General features: G+C 62.6%; 15 protein-coding genes. 7 read left to right on the top strand and 8 right to left on the bottom strand.

Annotation, left to right across the window (positions count from 1 at the left end; all coding sequences use genetic code 11):
- Nucleotides 1-58: 58 nt before the first annotated feature.
- Nucleotides 59-649 (bottom strand): acyltransferase, encoded by a 591-nt coding sequence (locus PGX04_RS19400; protein ID WP_273740017.1) that lies wholly within the window; start codon nt 647-649, stop codon nt 59-61.
- A gap of 464 nt (nt 650-1,113) precedes the next feature.
- Between PGX04_RS19400 and PGX04_RS19395 the strand changes: the two genes are divergently transcribed.
- Nucleotides 1,114-1,650, top strand: coding sequence for a DUF7344 domain-containing protein (locus tag PGX04_RS19395; protein WP_273740016.1), 537 nt, complete (start codon nt 1,114-1,116; stop codon nt 1,648-1,650).
- Between the two features lie 353 nt (nt 1,651-2,003).
- Here the strand turns inward: PGX04_RS19395 and PGX04_RS19390 are convergent, their stop codons facing one another.
- From PGX04_RS19390 to PGX04_RS19380, 3 genes are all read right to left on the bottom strand, one after another.
- Nucleotides 2,004-2,993 (bottom strand): DUF1616 domain-containing protein, encoded by a 990-nt coding sequence (locus PGX04_RS19390; RefSeq protein WP_273740015.1) that lies wholly within the window; start codon nt 2,991-2,993, stop codon nt 2,004-2,006.
- Between the two features lie 206 nt (nt 2,994-3,199).
- Nucleotides 3,200-3,475 (bottom strand): PadR family transcriptional regulator, encoded by a 276-nt coding sequence (locus tag PGX04_RS19385; protein WP_098726399.1) that lies wholly within the window; start codon nt 3,473-3,475, stop codon nt 3,200-3,202.
- A 229-nt stretch (nt 3,476-3,704) separates the two neighbouring features.
- The gene (locus tag PGX04_RS19380; protein ID WP_273740014.1) at nt 3,705-4,037 is read right to left on the bottom strand and encodes a winged helix-turn-helix domain-containing protein; all 333 of its coding nucleotides are present in this window, start codon (nt 4,035-4,037) and stop codon (nt 3,705-3,707) included.
- 587 nt (nt 4,038-4,624) lie between these two features.
- Between PGX04_RS19380 and PGX04_RS19375 the strand changes: the two genes are divergently transcribed.
- Entirely contained in the window at nt 4,625-4,786 is a 162-nt protein-coding gene (locus PGX04_RS19375) for a DUF7563 family protein (protein ID WP_007109247.1), read from the top strand.
- A gap of 337 nt (nt 4,787-5,123) precedes the next feature.
- Nucleotides 5,124-5,627 (top strand): DUF7344 domain-containing protein, encoded by a 504-nt coding sequence (locus tag PGX04_RS19370; protein ID WP_273740012.1) that lies wholly within the window; start codon nt 5,124-5,126, stop codon nt 5,625-5,627.
- 274 nt (nt 5,628-5,901) lie between these two features.
- On the opposite strand, the gene PGX04_RS19365 is transcribed toward PGX04_RS19370, so the two are convergent.
- The 3 genes from PGX04_RS19365 to PGX04_RS19355 all read right to left on the bottom strand — a co-directional run bounded on the left by PGX04_RS19365 (nt 5,902) and on the right by PGX04_RS19355 (nt 10,502).
- Complete coding sequence (locus tag PGX04_RS19365) at nt 5,902-8,292, bottom strand: DUF7282 domain-containing protein (RefSeq protein ID WP_273740011.1); 2,391 nt, start codon at nt 8,290-8,292, stop codon at nt 5,902-5,904.
- Nucleotides 8,293-8,527: 235 nt separating this feature from the next.
- On the bottom strand, nt 8,528-9,028 hold the full coding sequence (locus PGX04_RS19360; RefSeq protein ID WP_273740010.1) for a helix-turn-helix transcriptional regulator: 501 nt from the start codon (nt 9,026-9,028) through the stop codon (nt 8,528-8,530).
- A gap of 484 nt (nt 9,029-9,512) precedes the next feature.
- Nucleotides 9,513-10,502, bottom strand: coding sequence for an NAD-dependent epimerase/dehydratase family protein (locus PGX04_RS19355; protein ID WP_273740009.1), 990 nt, complete (start codon nt 10,500-10,502; stop codon nt 9,513-9,515).
- A 230-nt stretch (nt 10,503-10,732) separates the two neighbouring features.
- Here PGX04_RS19355 and allB point away from each other — a divergent pair, with 230 nt between their 5' ends.
- The 4 genes from allB to PGX04_RS19335 all read left to right on the top strand — a co-directional run bounded on the left by allB (nt 10,733) and on the right by PGX04_RS19335 (nt 15,027).
- Nucleotides 10,733-12,100, top strand: a complete 1,368-nt coding sequence (gene allB, locus PGX04_RS19350) for an allantoinase AllB (protein ID WP_273740008.1) — start codon at nt 10,733-10,735, stop codon at nt 12,098-12,100.
- Between the two features lie 169 nt (nt 12,101-12,269).
- Nucleotides 12,270-12,509, top strand: coding sequence for a hypothetical protein (locus tag PGX04_RS19345; protein WP_273740007.1), 240 nt, complete (start codon nt 12,270-12,272; stop codon nt 12,507-12,509).
- A 152-nt stretch (nt 12,510-12,661) separates the two neighbouring features.
- The gene (locus PGX04_RS19340; protein ID WP_273740006.1) at nt 12,662-13,426 is read left to right on the top strand and encodes an ABC transporter ATP-binding protein; all 765 of its coding nucleotides are present in this window, start codon (nt 12,662-12,664) and stop codon (nt 13,424-13,426) included.
- Nucleotides 13,423-15,027 (top strand): hypothetical protein, encoded by a 1,605-nt coding sequence (locus PGX04_RS19335; protein ID WP_273740005.1) that lies wholly within the window; start codon nt 13,423-13,425, stop codon nt 15,025-15,027. The genes PGX04_RS19340 and PGX04_RS19335 overlap by 4 nt, the downstream gene beginning before the upstream one ends.
- 44 nt (nt 15,028-15,071) lie before the next feature.
- Here the strand turns inward: PGX04_RS19335 and PGX04_RS19330 are convergent.
- Nucleotides 15,072-16,036: quinone-dependent dihydroorotate dehydrogenase (locus PGX04_RS19330; protein ID WP_273740004.1), on the bottom strand; the 965-nt coding region annotated here is incomplete at its 5' end.

The following is a 16,036-nucleotide window of genomic DNA, read 5'->3' as shown; positions in this document are numbered from 1 at the left end:
TTCGGCCCGGTTCCGGCGTCGATGCCCGTCTCGGCTTCGGGGTTCGTTTCGGTGTCCGTCATGCGAGCTGGTTCGCCCCCTCGAGCGGGTCCGGTAGCTCCTGAACGGTCGCTGGCGTGCCGACGGCCAGACTATCGGCAGGGATGTCGTCCGTCACCACGGCCCCGGCGGCGACGAACGCGTTCTCGCCGATCGTGACGCCGGGCAACAGCGTCGCGTTCGCGCCGATCGACGCGCCGTCCTCGATCGTCGGCCCCTCGAGTCCGTCGTCGGTCCGGACGGGATACTCGTCGTTGGTCAGCACCGCGCCCGGACCGACGAAGACGTTGTTGCCGATCGTCGTCTCGGTCGGGACGTAGACGTTGGTCTGGAGGCTGACGTGCGAGCCGATCGTCGTCTGTCCGTCGATGACCGTCTTGGTTCCGACGAGCACGTCGTCACCGATCGTCGTCCCTTCGCGGACGAGGACGTCGTGTCCGGTCGCGAACTCGTCGCCGATCGTCACGTCGCCGTAGACGATCGAGCCGGCCCGGATCGTCGCGTCCTCGCCGATCCGAGTCGGCTCGTCGAACTCGCCGTAGCCGACCGTCGCGTCGGCGTTGATCGTACAGCCGTCGCCGCGGACGACCTCTCGTACCGCTTCGCTCATTGTGGTTCGCCTCCGTCGTCGCGGCTCCCCCGGACGTCGCTCGAGCGACCGCGACGGTGGATCGTGGCGTGTGCTCGAGCCGCTACTCGGCGTCGTGGTCGGTCGCGTATTCGTTTCATAGTCAATCGATACCCGCGTGGGTAATCGTGCTGAAACAGCCGGTAGCGAGGCTTTGTTATCCCCGGCTTGCAGGGTCCGTAGTCACGTACTACGGCCTCGTCGGGAGGTACTCCCCGTCATCGTCGTGAGCCGGTCGCTCGCGGTCGTGGACGAGTGTACATACCGGGCTTGAACGCTGAAACATCGAGTTTCCCGTCTGTCATGGACGCCAACTGGTACAATTCCCTTTCCCACGGGTAGCCGAGCGATAGTAAAGTGACACAATATGGCATTCGCTGGTGTGAGGCATTCGACTACACCCGTCAGACGGAACCGGGACTCGAGACGACACGACGAGAGCAGACATGTCTGAGACAGAACTTACGCAAGCCGAGCTATTCGACGTCTTCAGCAACGCACGGCGACGGCGAGCGGTACAGTACCTCAAACGACAGGGCGGCACTTGCGATCTCGCGCCGCTCGTCCAGCAGGTCGCCGCGTGGGAGAACGACACCGTGCCCGACGACGTGACTCGAACCCAGCGCCGGCGAGTGTACATCTCGCTGTACCAGACCCATCTGCCGATGCTCGAGGACCACGGCATCGTCGACTGGGATCCCGACGGGCACAAGATCGAACTGCTGCCGAGCGAGGAGCGGTTCGAGCCGTACCTCGACCGCCACCTCGAGAACGATCGGGCGTGGCATCACATCTACGCGGCGGTGACGGCGGTCGGCGTCGTCGCACTCGGACTGTCGTTGCTCGCAGTCGGTCCCCTGACGACCGGTCTGGCACCGGTCGTCGCGCTGACGATCTGTCTCGTCGTCCTCGCCCTCTCGGCGGTACAACACGTCTCCCGCCGTCCGGATCTGGACCTTCCGTTCGGCTTCGCGAGCCGGTAGAACGTTTTCAGCGCCCGACTTCCGTCGTCGTTCGCTATCCTCGCCAATTCCATTCGCGCCGGTCCCCTCCCCTCTGGCCATCTCAGCGCGTCTCGACTCCATTTCGAGTCAGTGTGAGACGCAGACCATTCGCCGGACGACAGCCGTCCGTCCCGTCGCTGGCTGATTCGTCCCCGCCGTCTCGAAGGGGTCGCTTCCGACTCGAGTTGATACCGCTGTCTCGAGGCAGTAAATCGGTGTTTCGTCGGCATCGAACGCGTCGAACGTGCCGCAAAACGGAGTGCCTTCCCCTCGGAATTCGATACCATCCTCGATCGGGTCACGTCCACGGCGGCAATCCCCTACGGGAGTCGTTATTCTCCGGTCACTTCCACCCAGAAGTGGGTCTCCTCCGCAGCGTTTTCGTTCGTCGGTGTGGCCGGTGGCTCGCCCTGATAGAGCAACATACTGATCCGGACCGTTTCGCCGGGTTCGGCCGTCGGCGTCACCGATCGTTCCCCGCTCGCGGTCGCGCCGTCCGAGACGGTCGTGTCGATCCGTCGTAACTCCGTCCGTTCGACCACCTCACCGTCTTCGATGACCTGTTCTTGGACTACGACCGTGTAGCGCTGTTGGTCACCCTCCTGGTTTTCGATCGAGACGGTTACCGGGATCGACTCGCCCGGACCGACCTCGCTCGGCAGCGCGCCAGCGACCAGTTCGCCGTCTTCGTCTTCGCTGTACAGCGCGAGCTCGGTGTACCCACCACCCGCCACGGGCAGCAAAAATCCAACGAGTAACGCGCCGACCGCCGTTCCGATCGCGACCACGAGCAGTACCGACGACGCCGTCGCGACCGCACTATCGTCGCCGCGGAGACGCCCCAGACTCGAGATCGGAGAGACGCTGAACCGTTCGGCGTCCGGAGTTCGGAGCCGGCGCACGACGCCCAGTTGGGCGGCGACGACCGTCACGAGAGCGAGCGCCGCTGCGACCGATGCAGCGGTCAGCCCCCAGCCGGTGATCGGCAATAGCAGCACGGCCAGCGGAACGATCGCGAGCGAGAGGACGAATCCCAGACCGACGCGTTCGGTGACGTCGATTCCGCGGGGACGGGCCTCGGCGGCTGTCGCCGCCGTTTCCCGCGCGTCCCGCTCGCGGGCCGGAAACAGGACCGAAACGAGCGCGTAGCCCGGAAGAAACAGTGCAAGCGGCATCGTAACGAACAATCGAAGGCCGTCTCCGGACCCGAACGCCGTCACGATCAGGAACGCCAGTACCGCGCCGATCGAGACGGCCGCGAGATCGAACGGGTACCAGCGAACGAACTCGAACCGCGTCCGACTACTCGTTCGATGACTCATCGACGATCCACCGGGGTTTGTCGTGCAACGTTCGATCCCTGTGCGGACAAGACGAGTGCCATTTTCGTTGGAGCGATACACTCTTCCGTGCTTTGTTATGGCCGCGTTACCGCGAGGGTGAAAACTGTCGTCCGGTGCGAGATCGACGGGGTACTGTGAGACCGACTGTACTCGCTATCCTCCGCCGTCGGGGGCCACCTGTCGCCCTAGAAGTCGATGTACTGTCCCTCCCACTCCCGACGATCTTCGATCTGCTGTCGACCGGCATCAGTGATCGCGTAGTAGTTCGTTCGTCTGTCGAGTTGTCCCTTCTCGACCAGTTCCTTGTTGACGAGCGTGTCCAGATTCGGATACAACCGTCCGTGGTTGATCTCCGAGCTGTAGTACTTCTCGACTTCGTCTTTGACGGTCTGCCCCGACGGTCGGTCGGCACCTGCGATCACGTACAGGAGGTCGCGCTGGAAGCCGGTCAGATCGTGCATTGCTCAATCACACTGACCGTTCCAGTGAATAGATATTTGTTATCCGTCTCATACAGTGGCCGTTCCGTCATTTCGTACGGTATTACTCGCGCGTAACTACACATTCACGAACGGTACTCGATCTCGGAAGCGTCGATCGAGGCGACACTCGAGGCGGTCATCAGCGGTGTCAGAACCAATCGTTTCACCGGGCAGACAGACACCACATCCGTGACCCGTCCAATGCCGATCAGCCGTCGCTATCAGAGACGGCGACGTTGATGCCGTCCGCGTCGATCCGAACGCGAAGGGCGTCGACGGTCGTCTCGTAGGCGGTCGTATGGGAACCGTCGTTCTCGAACCGCACGCACTCCGCCAGAAGATCGCTCTCGAGGAGATTGTTGATTCGTCGATAGACCGTTGCCGACGAGCTGTCCGTTCGTTTCGTCAGTTCCTTTGCCGTCTTCGGCCCTTCGCTCGTGGCGATGAGGATCGTCCGTGCGCAGTCGTCACCGAGGACATCGAGTTTGGCCGATGGATTGGCAGTCGACTCGGATCGCGTGTTACTTGCTTGCGTTGACATAGTCGTGGTCACCCGTTCAGGACGGGTCGGGTCTGTTCGCTCTGTGTGAGAGGTGCCGATTCGAGAGGGGCTGTCGCTGGACCACCACTGTCGGAGGTTCCACCATTACATTCCAGCACAAAGATCGGTAAGCGATAGTGGTATTTTATAACGATGTCCCTTATCCTCGGTCGCCATTTCGTTCCGCGACGTAAGATCGTATTTCGATCCGGAAAGTACAGCTTTCGTCGATTCCACGAACCGGTCAATACCCGGTTTGACTACCTAATACGGCTGAATTCTGGTTGAGGTCGATCGACGAGTATTCGACTACACGTCGGCATCGGCGCTTCTACGGGGTCACGCTGCTCGGAAACCGATTGTTTCCCGGTTCTCAGACCGGCTTCTCGAGTGAACGGTCAACGTCCTTTATTCACGATTGCTCCCCTCGATACGATGATGCCCGGACGGGTATCGTGGCAGATCTGCCGCGTCGCGACCGGATCGACTCCGGCGGTCGGTCCATCCGGCCGGCGGCGTCCCCGATCGTATCCGTCCGAGTACACCCCCTACAACCCATGAACTCCACACAACACGACTGGAAGCCCATGGAATCGTCGACAGCCGGTGCTCGATGTCGAAACTGCGGAACGCACGTAACGCAGCAGTTCGCGCGCGTCTTCGGTGACAACGGCGACATCGTCCACGGCTGTCCATCCTGTACGACCTATCGGGAGATGCAATCCGGCGGTCATCTCCCAGGCGACTGATTGCCTTCGGCCCGCTCCGTTTTTCGTTTCGACATTACCCCTCTCCTGTCCGCCCTCGAGACGAGAGGACGATACGTTCGTCGACTCGAGGGTTTTCTCCCGCCTCCGTCCGCGCCGTTTGTCACGTCTTCCGGACACGATGTGACCGGTGGGCGGAACCGATGGTTGAGTGACTGTATCCGTCTCTTACTCCCCGTCACGCGGATCCAGATCACACGGTCCGACTCGAGCGATGGCGTAACCTGCAAAAGTTAAAGTTAGTGGTGGGTGAAATGGGGAGACATGGTCACAGGTGGTGGACGGCCGTTCGAGTACCCTTGCCCTTTCTATCTGATCGATGTCAGTTCAAACGAACAGAACTGAGCCGCTCGAGGAGAGCGAGGTATTTCACATCCTCGGTAACGATAGACGGCGGGCTATCGTCCAGCTGCTCGCGGAGGAAGGCGGACAGATCGACGTCTCCGATGTCGCGAACGAGATCGCTGCGACGGAATCCGATACCACGCCCGTCCCGAACAACCTCTACAAGAGCGTCTACGTTTCCCTCCAACAGACGCATCTCCCCCAACTCGAGGAAGACGCAGTAATCGAGTACGACTCCGATGCGAAGACGATCCAGCCCGGTCGTCACTTCGACGAGGTCCTCCAGTACGTCGACGGACACAACGACGACCACTCGCGCGTCTTGCGGCTCCACCTCGGGCTCTGCCTCCTCGGGCTCGCGATCATCGCGCTCGCCGGCCTCGGACTGCCGGTCGTCTCGAGCATCGATCCGGTGCTCTCGAGCGTGCTACTGTTTCTCGCCGTCGCTGCGAGCGGCCTCTATCGGCTGCTCGGGTAAACGAGGTGCGGCACTCACGTCCGACGGACATCGAACCGTCGATCGGCTCTCAACGCGCGTCTCGCTACCACCTGTCCGTCTATCCGTCGGTGACAGCCTGTTCGGTACGACGCCGTCGCTACATGCCTGGTGACTGCCGAATCGAGTGTCGTCGCCCGCCGAGCGAACGACAGCATACCGTCGCGACGCTCGCTGCGACGGCGAGAAAAGACGCGCCGTCCGTTGGATCGGTCGGCCGTTCGCTACCGAACCTGGTCACAGTCGCAGGGTCGGCTCAGCCGGCCGTCACACCGTCGGTGGTGTTCTCACCGGTGTCGTTGAGACCGTCTTCGGTCTCGTTGAGTCCGGTTTCAGTCTCGTTCGTCTCGTTGTCGAGTCCGGTGTCTTCGGTTTCGGACTCGTCCGTTTCGTTGTCGATACCGGTGTCAGCCTCCTCGGTTTCCTCGGTCAGCTCGAGGGTCGCGACCTCACCGGATTCGTCCGACAGCACCATCTGGACGTACTCGCCGGCCTCGAGATCACTGGTGTTGACCTCGAACTCGACGTCCTCGCTCGCGCCACTCTCGAGGGTCACGTTCTGCTCGGTGACGAGGTCACCGTCGAGACGGTACTGGACCGCCTCGGTGCGTTCCTCGTCCGTGGGGTTCGAGACGTTCGCCGTCACGGTGATGTTCTCACCGATCGCGGCGCTGCTGGGCGCCTCGAGATCGGTGACATTGAAGGATTCGGCTGCCGCCGCGTCGTCGGTGGCGTTATCCTCAGTTTCGTTGTCGTCGATCGGTGTGAGGGTATCCTCCGACTCGTTGTCGTCGGTGAGGTTGTCCTCCGACTCGTTGTCGTCGGTGAGGTTGTCCTCCGACTCGTTGTCGTCGGTGAGGTTGTCCTCCGACTCGTTGTCGTCGGTGAGGTTGTCCTCAGTTTCGTTGTCGTCGATCGGTGTGAGGTTATCCTCTGATTCGTTGTCGTCGGTGAGGTTATCCTCTGATTCGTTGTCGTCGATCGGTGTGAGGGTATCCTCCGACTCGTTGTCGTCGGTGACGTTGTCCTCAGTCTCGTTGTCGTCGATTGGCGTGAGGTTATCCTCTGATTCGTTATCCTCAGTTTCGTTGTCGTCGATCGGCGTGAGGGTATCCTCCGATTCGTTGTCGTCGGTGACGTTATCCTCAGTCTCGTTGTCGTCAATCGGTGTGATGTTCTCGTCCGTTTCGTTGTCGTCAGTAACGTTATCCGCAGTTTCGTTGTCATCGGCCGGCATCTCACCGTCGGTGACGTTGTCGATCTGGTCTACGATTTCGTCACTGTCGACGTCTTCACCGACGACGAACACGTAAACGGACACGTTCTCGACGTTCAGGTTCTCGATGGTGAGATTCTCGACGGTGACGAAGATCGGTTGTCCGTCACCATCGACCGGTAGTTCCTCCATCGGCATCTCGTCGGCTGGCTCTTCGCCGTCCAACTCGTCTTCGTCAGTTTCGTTGTCGTCAACCGGTTCTTCGGTTTCATTATCGTCGACGAGGCCATCGTCGGTTTCGTTGTCGTCAGCTAGCTCGTCCTCGTCGGTTTCGTTGTCGTCAACGAGACCATCGTCAGTTTCGTTGTCGTCAATCGGTTCTTCGGTTTCGTTGTTGTCGACGAGGCCATCGTCGGTTTCGTTGTCGTCGACAAGGCCATCGTCAGTTTCGTTGTCGTCAACCGGTTCTTCGGTTTCGTTGTCGTCGACGAGACCATCGTCAGTTTCGTTGTCGTCAGCTAGCTCGTCCTCGTCGGTTTCGTTGTCGTCGACGGGGCAGTCATCGGTCTCGTTGTCGTCGACCGGTTCGTCGGTGACGTTATCGGTCGGTTCTTCGTCAGTGACGTTTTCGTCGGTTTTGTTGTCGTCGACCGGTTCGTCGGTGACGTTATCAGTCGGTTCGTCAGTGACGTTGTCGTCGGTTTTGTTGTCGTCAACCGGTTCGTCAGTGACGTTATCGGTCGGTTCTTCGTCAGTGACGTTATCGTCGGTCTCGTTATCCTCGACCGACTCCCCATCGGCCGCTCCCTCGACGGTGACCACCGCTTCGTCGATCACCGGATTGTCGTCGGCCGTGAGGAAGGGCCCGTCAAACTGCCCTTCCGATTCGACGAAATCGTACGTCTGGTTGTCGTTCGTATCGCGATGGGGCATCGCAGTCAGGGTCTCGTCTTCCTCGAGCGGTTCGTCGAGGGTGACTTCGACCTGTTCGTGCGTGCCGGCCTCGAGATACGCCGACGTGCCGATGACGCTCTCGAAGACGTCTCCAACGAGGAGGCTGCTATCGTGGATCGTCACGAAACCGGGGTTCGCGAGCGTGACGTTCTCGACGACGACCGTCTCGCCCTCGGTCGTCTGATCCTCGAACGTCACGTACGCGGGCTGGGAGCCGTTGTCCGCGGTTTCGTTGTCGAGTTCGGCGTCACCGTCGCCGGGGGCCGTCTCGTTTCCGTCGATCCCCGTGGCAGCCTCGTTCTGCGCGTCGTCTGCCGTTTCGTTTGTCGTATTGTTCGCTGAGTCGTACTCGTTCGCGCTGGCCTCGCTGCTCTGATCGATGGTGTCACCGGATGTCGCGGCTGTGACCATCGCCCCGCTCGAGCAAACGAGCATCAGCGCGGTTAGTACGACGAGCAACTGATTGCGTGCGTTCATGGTTGCCGTGAAGGCATCAATTTCGTCGTTGCTTCGGGGGATAAACCAGCGGAACCATTACGCGAGAAATCGGATACTACGGCCCAGCAGTGGCGTATTCAGTGTCGGATTCGCTCGCGGAAAACAACGATTGCTGATAGGAACGGTCGACGGTCAGCTCCATGACACTCGGCACCGGCAGCGAGAACCGGTACACCACACGCGGATCGCGCCCCGCTGTCAGAATGAAGTGTGATTAATCGTCGTTCACCTGTTCGGGCGATTTCGATGCCGTCGGTTCGTGACCCGGCAGACAGACCAGGTTCTCCCGTCCGAGACGCAGTTTCGTGATCTGTTCGTCCTCCTCGAGGTCTGCGAGCAGCCGACTGACCTTCGCTTTCGACCAGTCGACGGAGTCGACGATGCTCGACTGCTTCATCCGCCCGCCGTTTTCCCGGAGGAGTTGTCGGACGCGCTCTCGATCGGTCACGAACTCCTCGTGGTGCGTCTCGGGACCGGCCGCGAGCGAGGCCGGTTCCTCGTACCGGTTCCGAGCGACGAGTATCCCTCCGAGAAGCGCGAGTGCGATCATTCCGACGAGCGCAGCGATGTGGGCGCTTCCCTCCAACTGGAGCGGCCGGGTTGACCACGAGACGAACCCCGGCCGAGCGCCCGTGGCCACCGTTGACTCGACGGCTCCACTGGTCGACGGAACGAGCGCGCCGATGGATCGGGGAGCTCGGCGGCGGACACTCATGGCTGTGGAAAATCCGTGTTCACGTCGTTCATATCCTGTATCGTCGTGACCATTCTACAAATCGCTTTTTATAATCCATGTGCTGTTAGTACATTATCTATATCTCTTCCAGAACGTGAATTCCGCCCGACTGACCGATTTCGATCCGTCGGCGCCAGTGGGATTTCGCGATGGGGCCCGGACAGTCGTTCCCTATCGATGGCGGGCGTCGATCGACTCGATCCGCGATCAGCGCCGCTGAATACTCGCCAGTCATGGTATAGGCAGTCTTTGTTCGACGGACCGAATAAACTCGTCCGGACGTTTCGAACGGTTAGTTCGGATCCGTTCTGGATTTAGAGAGTAATAAAATATTGGCGTGACTGTCCACGAATCAAACACGAGCGAGTAATGTGCTCGTCTCGGCGTCATCCGTCTCGGTGTCGCACCGATTTAGCGGCCCGACACATCGGCGGATACGAATCGTACCGTGATATCGACCGAATCAACTGTACGAACCGTGCTCCCGGTTCGACTCCAGTAGCGTGCCAGCGTCTTCCTCGAGCGGTGGCCGCTCGCCCCCGTCGACCAGCGAACGGATTCCGGACTCGAGATCGATTCGGGCGCCGAACTCGAGTTCGCGCGTCGCCTTCGTGGTGTCCGCGCCGCTGTGTCTGATATCGCCGGGACGAGCATCTCGGTGGACGATCGGCGAGGACGATCCGGTCGCATCCCGGACGATCTCGGCGAGCTCCAGAATCGTCGTTCGCTGGCCCGTCCCGATGTTGAACGCCTCGCCGACCGCGTCGGTCGTCGCCGCCCGCAGGTTCGCCCGGACGACGTCGCTCACGTGAACGAAGTCGCGACTCTGCTCGCCGTCCCCCTCGACCGTGATCGGCTCGCCCGCCCGCGCCTGCTCGAGGAACGTCGAAATTACGCCGCTGTAGGGCCCCCGCTGGCGCGGGCCGTAGGCGTTGAAATAGCGCAACGCTACGGTCGGCAGATCGTACAGCTCCTCGTAGAGGCGGGTATACTGGTCGAGCGCAAGCTTCTGGACGCCGTAGGGCGAGGTCGGGTTCGTCGGCGTCGTTTCGCTGACCGGCAGCTCTTCGGGGTGTCCGTAGACCGCCGCGCTCGAGGCGACGACGACCCGGGCGTCCTCCTGGCGGGCCTGCTCGAGAACCAGTAGACTCGCCTCGAGGTTCGTGCGATTGCTCTGTCGAGGTGCGTCGACGCTCCGTTCGACGCTGACGAGTGCGGCGTGGTGGAAGATCACGTCGACGCCGCGGGCCGCCTGCTGCAGCGCGATCGGGTCCCGAATGTCGCCCTCGATCACCGTCACGTCGTCGGGGAGGTGAGTTCGGTCGCCGGTCGTGAAGTCGTCGAGGACCCTGACCTCGTTGTGGGGCGTCAGCGCCTCGACGAGGTGGCTGCCGATAAAGCCCGCGCCGCCGGTCACGAGCACCGTGCTGTCGCGAATCGCTGGCGAGTCCATCGCGCCTCGCTACCAGCACCTCGCTGTTTAGTATCCGATTCGTACCTCCGGGTTTCCCGCGCTCGATCAAGCGGTAGGAACTGCTTACAGCGGGTAATTCTTCGATCTAAAATCCCGATCGGTTTTTCGTGCGCCATCCGTGCTAGACGGGTTCCGCGTCACTACTCGGTGTCCCGGGACTCGAGCCGTTTGGGGAAGCTATATGCGCGGTCCTCGGCAATTCCACGCCAATGACCGTGGATCTCGTCGTGCGTAACAGTACCGTCGTCACGCCCGCGGGCCGGACGCCCGACGCGGGCGTCGCCGTCGAGGACGGACGAATCGTCGCCGTCGGCCGGAGCGACCGGCTTCCGGACGCCGATCGCGTCCTCGACGCCGAGGGGAACGTGCTGGTCCCCGGAATTGTCGACTGCCACATCCACAACCGTGAGCCCGGCCTCGAGTACAAGGAAGACTGGGAGTCCGCGACGCGGGCGGCGGCCGCCGGCGGCGTGACGACCGTCGTCGGGATGCCGAATACGGATCCAGTCATCGACAGCCCCGCGAATCTCGAGCTCAAATTCGAGCGCGGTGAGGCCTCGGCCCACGTCGACTTTCAGAGTTACGCGGTCGTCACCTCGGAGAATCTCGATCTCATTCCGGACATCGACGAGGTCGGCCCGCTCGGGTTCAAGGTCTTCCTCGGCTCGACGGTCGGCGACGTCCCGCCGCCGAACGACGGCGAGATACTCGAGGCGATGGAGAAGATCCGCGAGACGGGCAAACGGCTGGGTTTTCACGAGGAAAACGGCGAGATCATCGATCACTACACGGAACGCTTCAAGGCCGAAGGGAGGAACGAGCCGATCGATCACTCCCGCTCGCGACCCGTGATCGCCGAGCGGGAGGCCGTCGAGCGGATGATCACCTTCGCCGAGGAGACCGGCGCGAGGATTCACATGTTCCACGTCTCGTCGGGATCGGCGGCCGAGGCCGTCGGCCGCGGGAAGAATCGCGGGGTCGACGTCACCGCTGAGACGACGCCCCACTACCTCTGGTTCACCGAGGACGTCATGCGAGAGAAGGGCAACGTCGCGCGGGTCCAGCCACCCATTCGGGACGCTGCCGAGCACGACAGGCTCTGGGAAGTGGGTATCGACGACGACGCCATCGACTGCATCGCCACCGACCACGCACCGCACACGCCCGCGGAAAAGAAAGTCGACGACCCCTTCGGGAACACCTGGGACGCGATCTCGGGGTTCGTCGGCCTCGAGACCGAGGTTCCGGCCATGCTCACCTTCGTCGATCAGGGTCGGCTCTCGCTCGAGGAGTGGGTCCGCCGACACTCGACGCGCCCGGCGCAGGTCTGGGGGATGTACCCACAGAAGGGTTCGGTGCAGGTCGGCACCGACGCCGACTTCACGATCGTCGATCCGAATCTCGAATGGACGCTCGAGGACCGGGGGGAGTTACACTCGAAGAACTGCGTGACGCCGTTCGGGGGCGAGTCCTTTACCGGGAAAGCGATCGCGACGGTCGTCCGCGGCCAGGTCGTCTACGAGGACGGCGACGTGATCGGCGAGTCGGGATACGGAACCCGCGTGGACGTCGACTGAGAGTCCGCCCCAGTTTCACACAACCTGTCGGAATTCGATCGAGGGTCAATCCCGTTTCTCACTCCAGATTGTTTCCTTCGTCCTCTCTTCGATAGTTTTCAGTTCGTGAAAGTCCCGCTATATTTATATTCGCGTTCCATCCGTCTGCCCTCGGTGAGGTCCGTTCGCCATGACTGACGCAGCATCCGAACCGAACGAGCGAGACGAACCGGACGAGACGACCGATACGACCGAACGGCTCAGGTCGGTGTACCTCTCCGTCACCGACGGTGACGCCGAACCGGTCGTCGAACCACAACGGGAGGGGTCCCGCACGCGAGAAATCCGCGGAGAGCGAAGCGACGAAGTCGTCGGGCCCGCAGAACACCACGGTCTCGACGACGCGATAGACGATCCGGAGCCAGTCTGATCGAGCCCTCTCGGCCCCGTGACGCTCCGTCGATGGCTCCCACTGCCTCGAAGCCCGCCGACTCGCGCTATCGGTCGTGCTCCCCTGCGAAAATGCGCATCACGATAGCCAAAACTTAAATGTGTAAAATGGAAGACATACCTACTACTTCGATGTCCGCCGCTCAGTTTGCGATCGACGCGACCGGCCTGCGGAAACGGTTCGGGAACACGGTCGCCGTCGACAGCGTCGATCTCGCCGTCGACCACGGAACGGTTTACGGTTTTCTCGGGCCGAACGGTGCAGGAAAGACGACCACGATGCGCATGCTGACGACGCTCACTCGTCCGTCGGCGGGCGAGGCGCGGATCGTCGGTGCGCCCGTGACCGACCGTGACGCCGTCCGTGACTCGATCGGCTACCTCCCCGAGGATCCCCCGGTTTTCGACGAACTGACCGGCCGCGAACAGCTCACCTATTTCGCGCGCCTCCGAGACATTCCCACCCCGGAGGCCGACCGACGGATCGACGCCTGGCTCGAGCGATTCGATCTGGCCGGCGACGCCGGTAAACGGATCGAGGAGTACTCGAAGGGGATGCGCCAGAAGATCGGCCTCGTTCAGGCGCTGTTGCACGAACCCGACGTCTGCTTTCTCGACGAGCCGACGAGCGGGCTCGACCCGCGAGCCGCCCGGACGGTTATGAACGCCATCGCGGAGATGGCCGATGAGGGCCGCACGATCTTCCTCTCGACGCACATTCTCTCCGTTGTGGAGGAACTCGCGGACGCCGTCGGCGTCCTCGCTGACGGCCGAATCGTCACCGAGGGGGCCCCCGAAACGCTGACCCGGCAGGTTGAGAGCGACTCCGATCCGACGCTCGAGGACGTGTTCCTCGCGGTCACGACCGACCATGGTGCGGCAGTGCAGTGGCGATGATCGCACGGGACCACGTCGTCACGATCGGTCGCCTCGAACTCAGTCGCCGCTGGCGCGTGCTGAAAGAAAACACGGCACAGGTGATCGCGATCGCGATTTCGGCGCTATTTCTCGTCCCGATAGGGCTCGGTGGAGTCGTGGGCGCGTACGTTTTCGGTACGGCAATCGCGTCCGGAGACATCGAAACACCGCTGGCGTTGACCCGATCCGGATTCATCTACGTATGGTTGTTCATCGCCGGTTTCGGCGGGTATCGCGCATACGCGACGACGCTCCGGCCGGACAGACTCGACGGGTTCCTGACAACCGTCTCCCACCGCGAACTGCTAGCCGGACTCCTGTTTGCGGAGGCCGTCCTCTGGGGAGCTCCCGCCGTTTTGATCGGTATCGGCGGATCGCTTGCGTTCGCTGTGGGAACCGGATCGGTGCTGTCGGCACTCTTTCTCTTCGTCGCCGTCTGCGTGACCCTGATGACGGCGCTCACAACCGGCTTTTTACTCGCACTCGTTGTCAGGAACGCCGGAGTCCGATCGAAACTGCTCACGCGGCTCCGATCGGTCCTGCTCGGGCTGCTCGGTCTCGCGTACTTCGGCGTCCTCTTCACGCAGTCGTTCGCCTCCGTGCTCGAACCGCTCTATCACGTCCTCGAGCCGACGCCGATCGGCTGGTCCGGCGACCTCGCGCTCGTCGGGTCGGTATCCGAGGCGTCCCTGAGCAGGGGCACCGGCACGGTCCTCGCCAGTACCGTGTTCCTCCTCGCGAGTTATGTGGTTCTCCCCCGACTCGCGGCCGGCGTCTGGTACGCAGACGGCGTTCACATCGTGCACGAGTCCGAGTCCGCGTCTTCGTCGGCGGGACGCCTCTCGAGGATCCTTCCGCAGCCGGTACTCGGCGTCGTCGCGGCGGACTGGAAGCGGGCACGGCGGGCACCGATCACGCTGGCGTTCGCGGTCTATCCGCTCTTCCTGTTGGTCAGTCCGGTTTCGACTGCCATCCAAACCGGGACGATCGGTCGGGTACTCCCGCTCAGTGTTGCACTCTTCGGGCCGTGGGTCGCCGGCGCACTGTTCGCGCTCAACGTCGTCGGGAACGAAGGGGCCGTCCTTCCGGCGACGCTCCTCGGTGCGTCGCCCGGCCGCGCGCTCGTCGGCGGGCACGTCGTGGCCGGTGTGCTCCTCGTCGGCCCGATAACCGTCGTCGCAACCGTCGGCCTCGGACTGGCGAGCCCTCACTCGATAGGTGCGACCATCACGCTCGCGGTGAGTACACTCGTCCTCGCCGTGTCCGCCGGACCGATCGCGACCGGGATCGGTGCGGTATTCCCCCGGTTCGATGCGGTCAGCGTCTCCCGGAGCACCAAAGCCATCGTTCCGAGCACGCTTGCGTTCGCCGTCTACTCGCTGGTACTCTTCCTCGTCGCCGCACCGACGCTCGCCGGCCACAGTTCGTTTTTCGCCGGCGCGATCGCATCGTCGTTCGGTCCGTCACAGGGAATCGTTCGCACCGTCGGAACGGTGGTATCGTGTGCGTTCGCAGTCGTCGTTGGGCTCCTCTCTGCCACCTACGGGATCCGTTCAGTCGAGCGGTTTCACTTCGACTGAGAACGAGAACCGTCTTCGGCGTCACTACTGCAGCCGACGCTCAGTCACTCGAGGTCCGCGCCGACCGCGTCCTCGACCGACGAGAACCCGTCGCGCTCGAGCAACTCGACTAACCCACGGTTGATCCGCTTGGCCGTCGACGGCCCTTCGTAGACGAAGCCGGTGTATAACTGGACGAGCGACGCGCCGGCTCTGATCTTTTCGTAGGCGGTCGCCGGGGAGTCGACGCCGCCGACGCCGATGATCGGCAGGTCCCCGCCCGTGTACTCGGCGATCGAGCGGACGACAGCCGTCGATCGATCCGCGAGCGGCTTCCCACTGAGGCCGCCCCACTCCTCGCGCCGGGGCGACTCGAGTCCCTCGCGACTCGTCGACGTGTTCGTCGCGACGATGCCGTCGAGATCGAACTCCCGGACGATGTCGATCAGGTCGAAGACGGACTCCTCGGGTTCGTCTGGGCCGATCTTTACCAGGATCGGCACGTCCCGATCGTTTTCGGCCTCGAGCGTCTCGAAGATCGCCCGGAGGTGCTCGGGCGACCCCTCGTCGAACTCGTCGGGCGTGTTCGGACAGGAGACGTTCACGACGACGTAGTCGGCGAACGGCGAGAGCCGATCGAAGACGCGCCGATAGTCCTCGATCGCTTCGCGCTCGCTCGAGGAGTTCATTTTACCGACGTTGACGCCGAGGGGGACGGTCGGGGTGCCGTCGGCCTCGAGTCGCGACTTGACCCGTTCCATCCCCTGGCCGTTGAAGCCCATCCGGTTGACCATCGCCTCGTCCTCTCGGAGGCGGAAGAGTCGGGGCCGGTCGTTGCCCGCCTGCGGATAGGGCGTGACGGTTCCGATTTCGACGAAGCCGAAGCCCAGCGCCGCGAGCGCGTGGGTCACTTCGGCGTTCTTGTCGAAGCCGGCGGCGACGCCGACCGGGTTCGGAAACGTCGCGTCGAACAGGTCGACCTCGAGCGCGGGATGCCGGTACTGGTAGGCGTCGGCCAGCGCCGCCCGCG

The organism is Natrinema soli (assembly GCF_028618695.1).
The sequence above is the reverse complement of the archived record's forward strand: the minus strand, read 5'-3'. Positions and strand labels throughout refer to the sequence as shown.

Excerpts from the sequence above, each read along its gene's own strand:
- PGX04_RS19400 (WP_273740017.1), bottom strand. The coding sequence starts at position 649 with ATGAGCGAAGCGGTACGAGAGGTCGTCCGCGGCGACGGCTGTACGATC.
- PGX04_RS19395 (WP_273740016.1), top strand. The coding sequence starts at position 1,114 with ATGTCTGAGACAGAACTTACGCAAGCCGAGCTATTCGACGTCTTCAGC.
- PGX04_RS19390 (WP_273740015.1), bottom strand. The coding sequence starts at position 2,993 with ATGAGTCATCGAACGAGTAGTCGGACGCGGTTCGAGTTCGTTCGCTGG.
- PGX04_RS19385 (WP_098726399.1), bottom strand. The coding sequence starts at position 3,475 with ATGCACGATCTGACCGGCTTCCAGCGCGACCTCCTGTACGTGATCGCA.
- PGX04_RS19380 (WP_273740014.1), bottom strand. The coding sequence starts at position 4,037 with ATGTCAACGCAAGCAAGTAACACGCGATCCGAGTCGACTGCCAATCCA.
- PGX04_RS19375 (WP_007109247.1), top strand. The coding sequence starts at position 4,625 with ATGGAATCGTCGACAGCCGGTGCTCGATGTCGAAACTGCGGAACGCAC.
- PGX04_RS19370 (WP_273740012.1), top strand. The coding sequence starts at position 5,124 with ATGTCAGTTCAAACGAACAGAACTGAGCCGCTCGAGGAGAGCGAGGTA.
- PGX04_RS19365 (WP_273740011.1), bottom strand. The coding sequence starts at position 8,292 with ATGAACGCACGCAATCAGTTGCTCGTCGTACTAACCGCGCTGATGCTC.
- PGX04_RS19360 (WP_273740010.1), bottom strand. The coding sequence starts at position 9,028 with ATGAGTGTCCGCCGCCGAGCTCCCCGATCCATCGGCGCGCTCGTTCCG.
- PGX04_RS19355 (WP_273740009.1), bottom strand. The coding sequence starts at position 10,502 with ATGGACTCGCCAGCGATTCGCGACAGCACGGTGCTCGTGACCGGCGGC.
- allB (WP_273740008.1), top strand. The coding sequence starts at position 10,733 with ATGACCGTGGATCTCGTCGTGCGTAACAGTACCGTCGTCACGCCCGCG.
- PGX04_RS19345 (WP_273740007.1), top strand. The coding sequence starts at position 12,270 with ATGACTGACGCAGCATCCGAACCGAACGAGCGAGACGAACCGGACGAG.
- PGX04_RS19340 (WP_273740006.1), top strand. The coding sequence starts at position 12,662 with ATGTCCGCCGCTCAGTTTGCGATCGACGCGACCGGCCTGCGGAAACGG.
- PGX04_RS19335 (WP_273740005.1), top strand. The coding sequence starts at position 13,423 with ATGATCGCACGGGACCACGTCGTCACGATCGGTCGCCTCGAACTCAGT.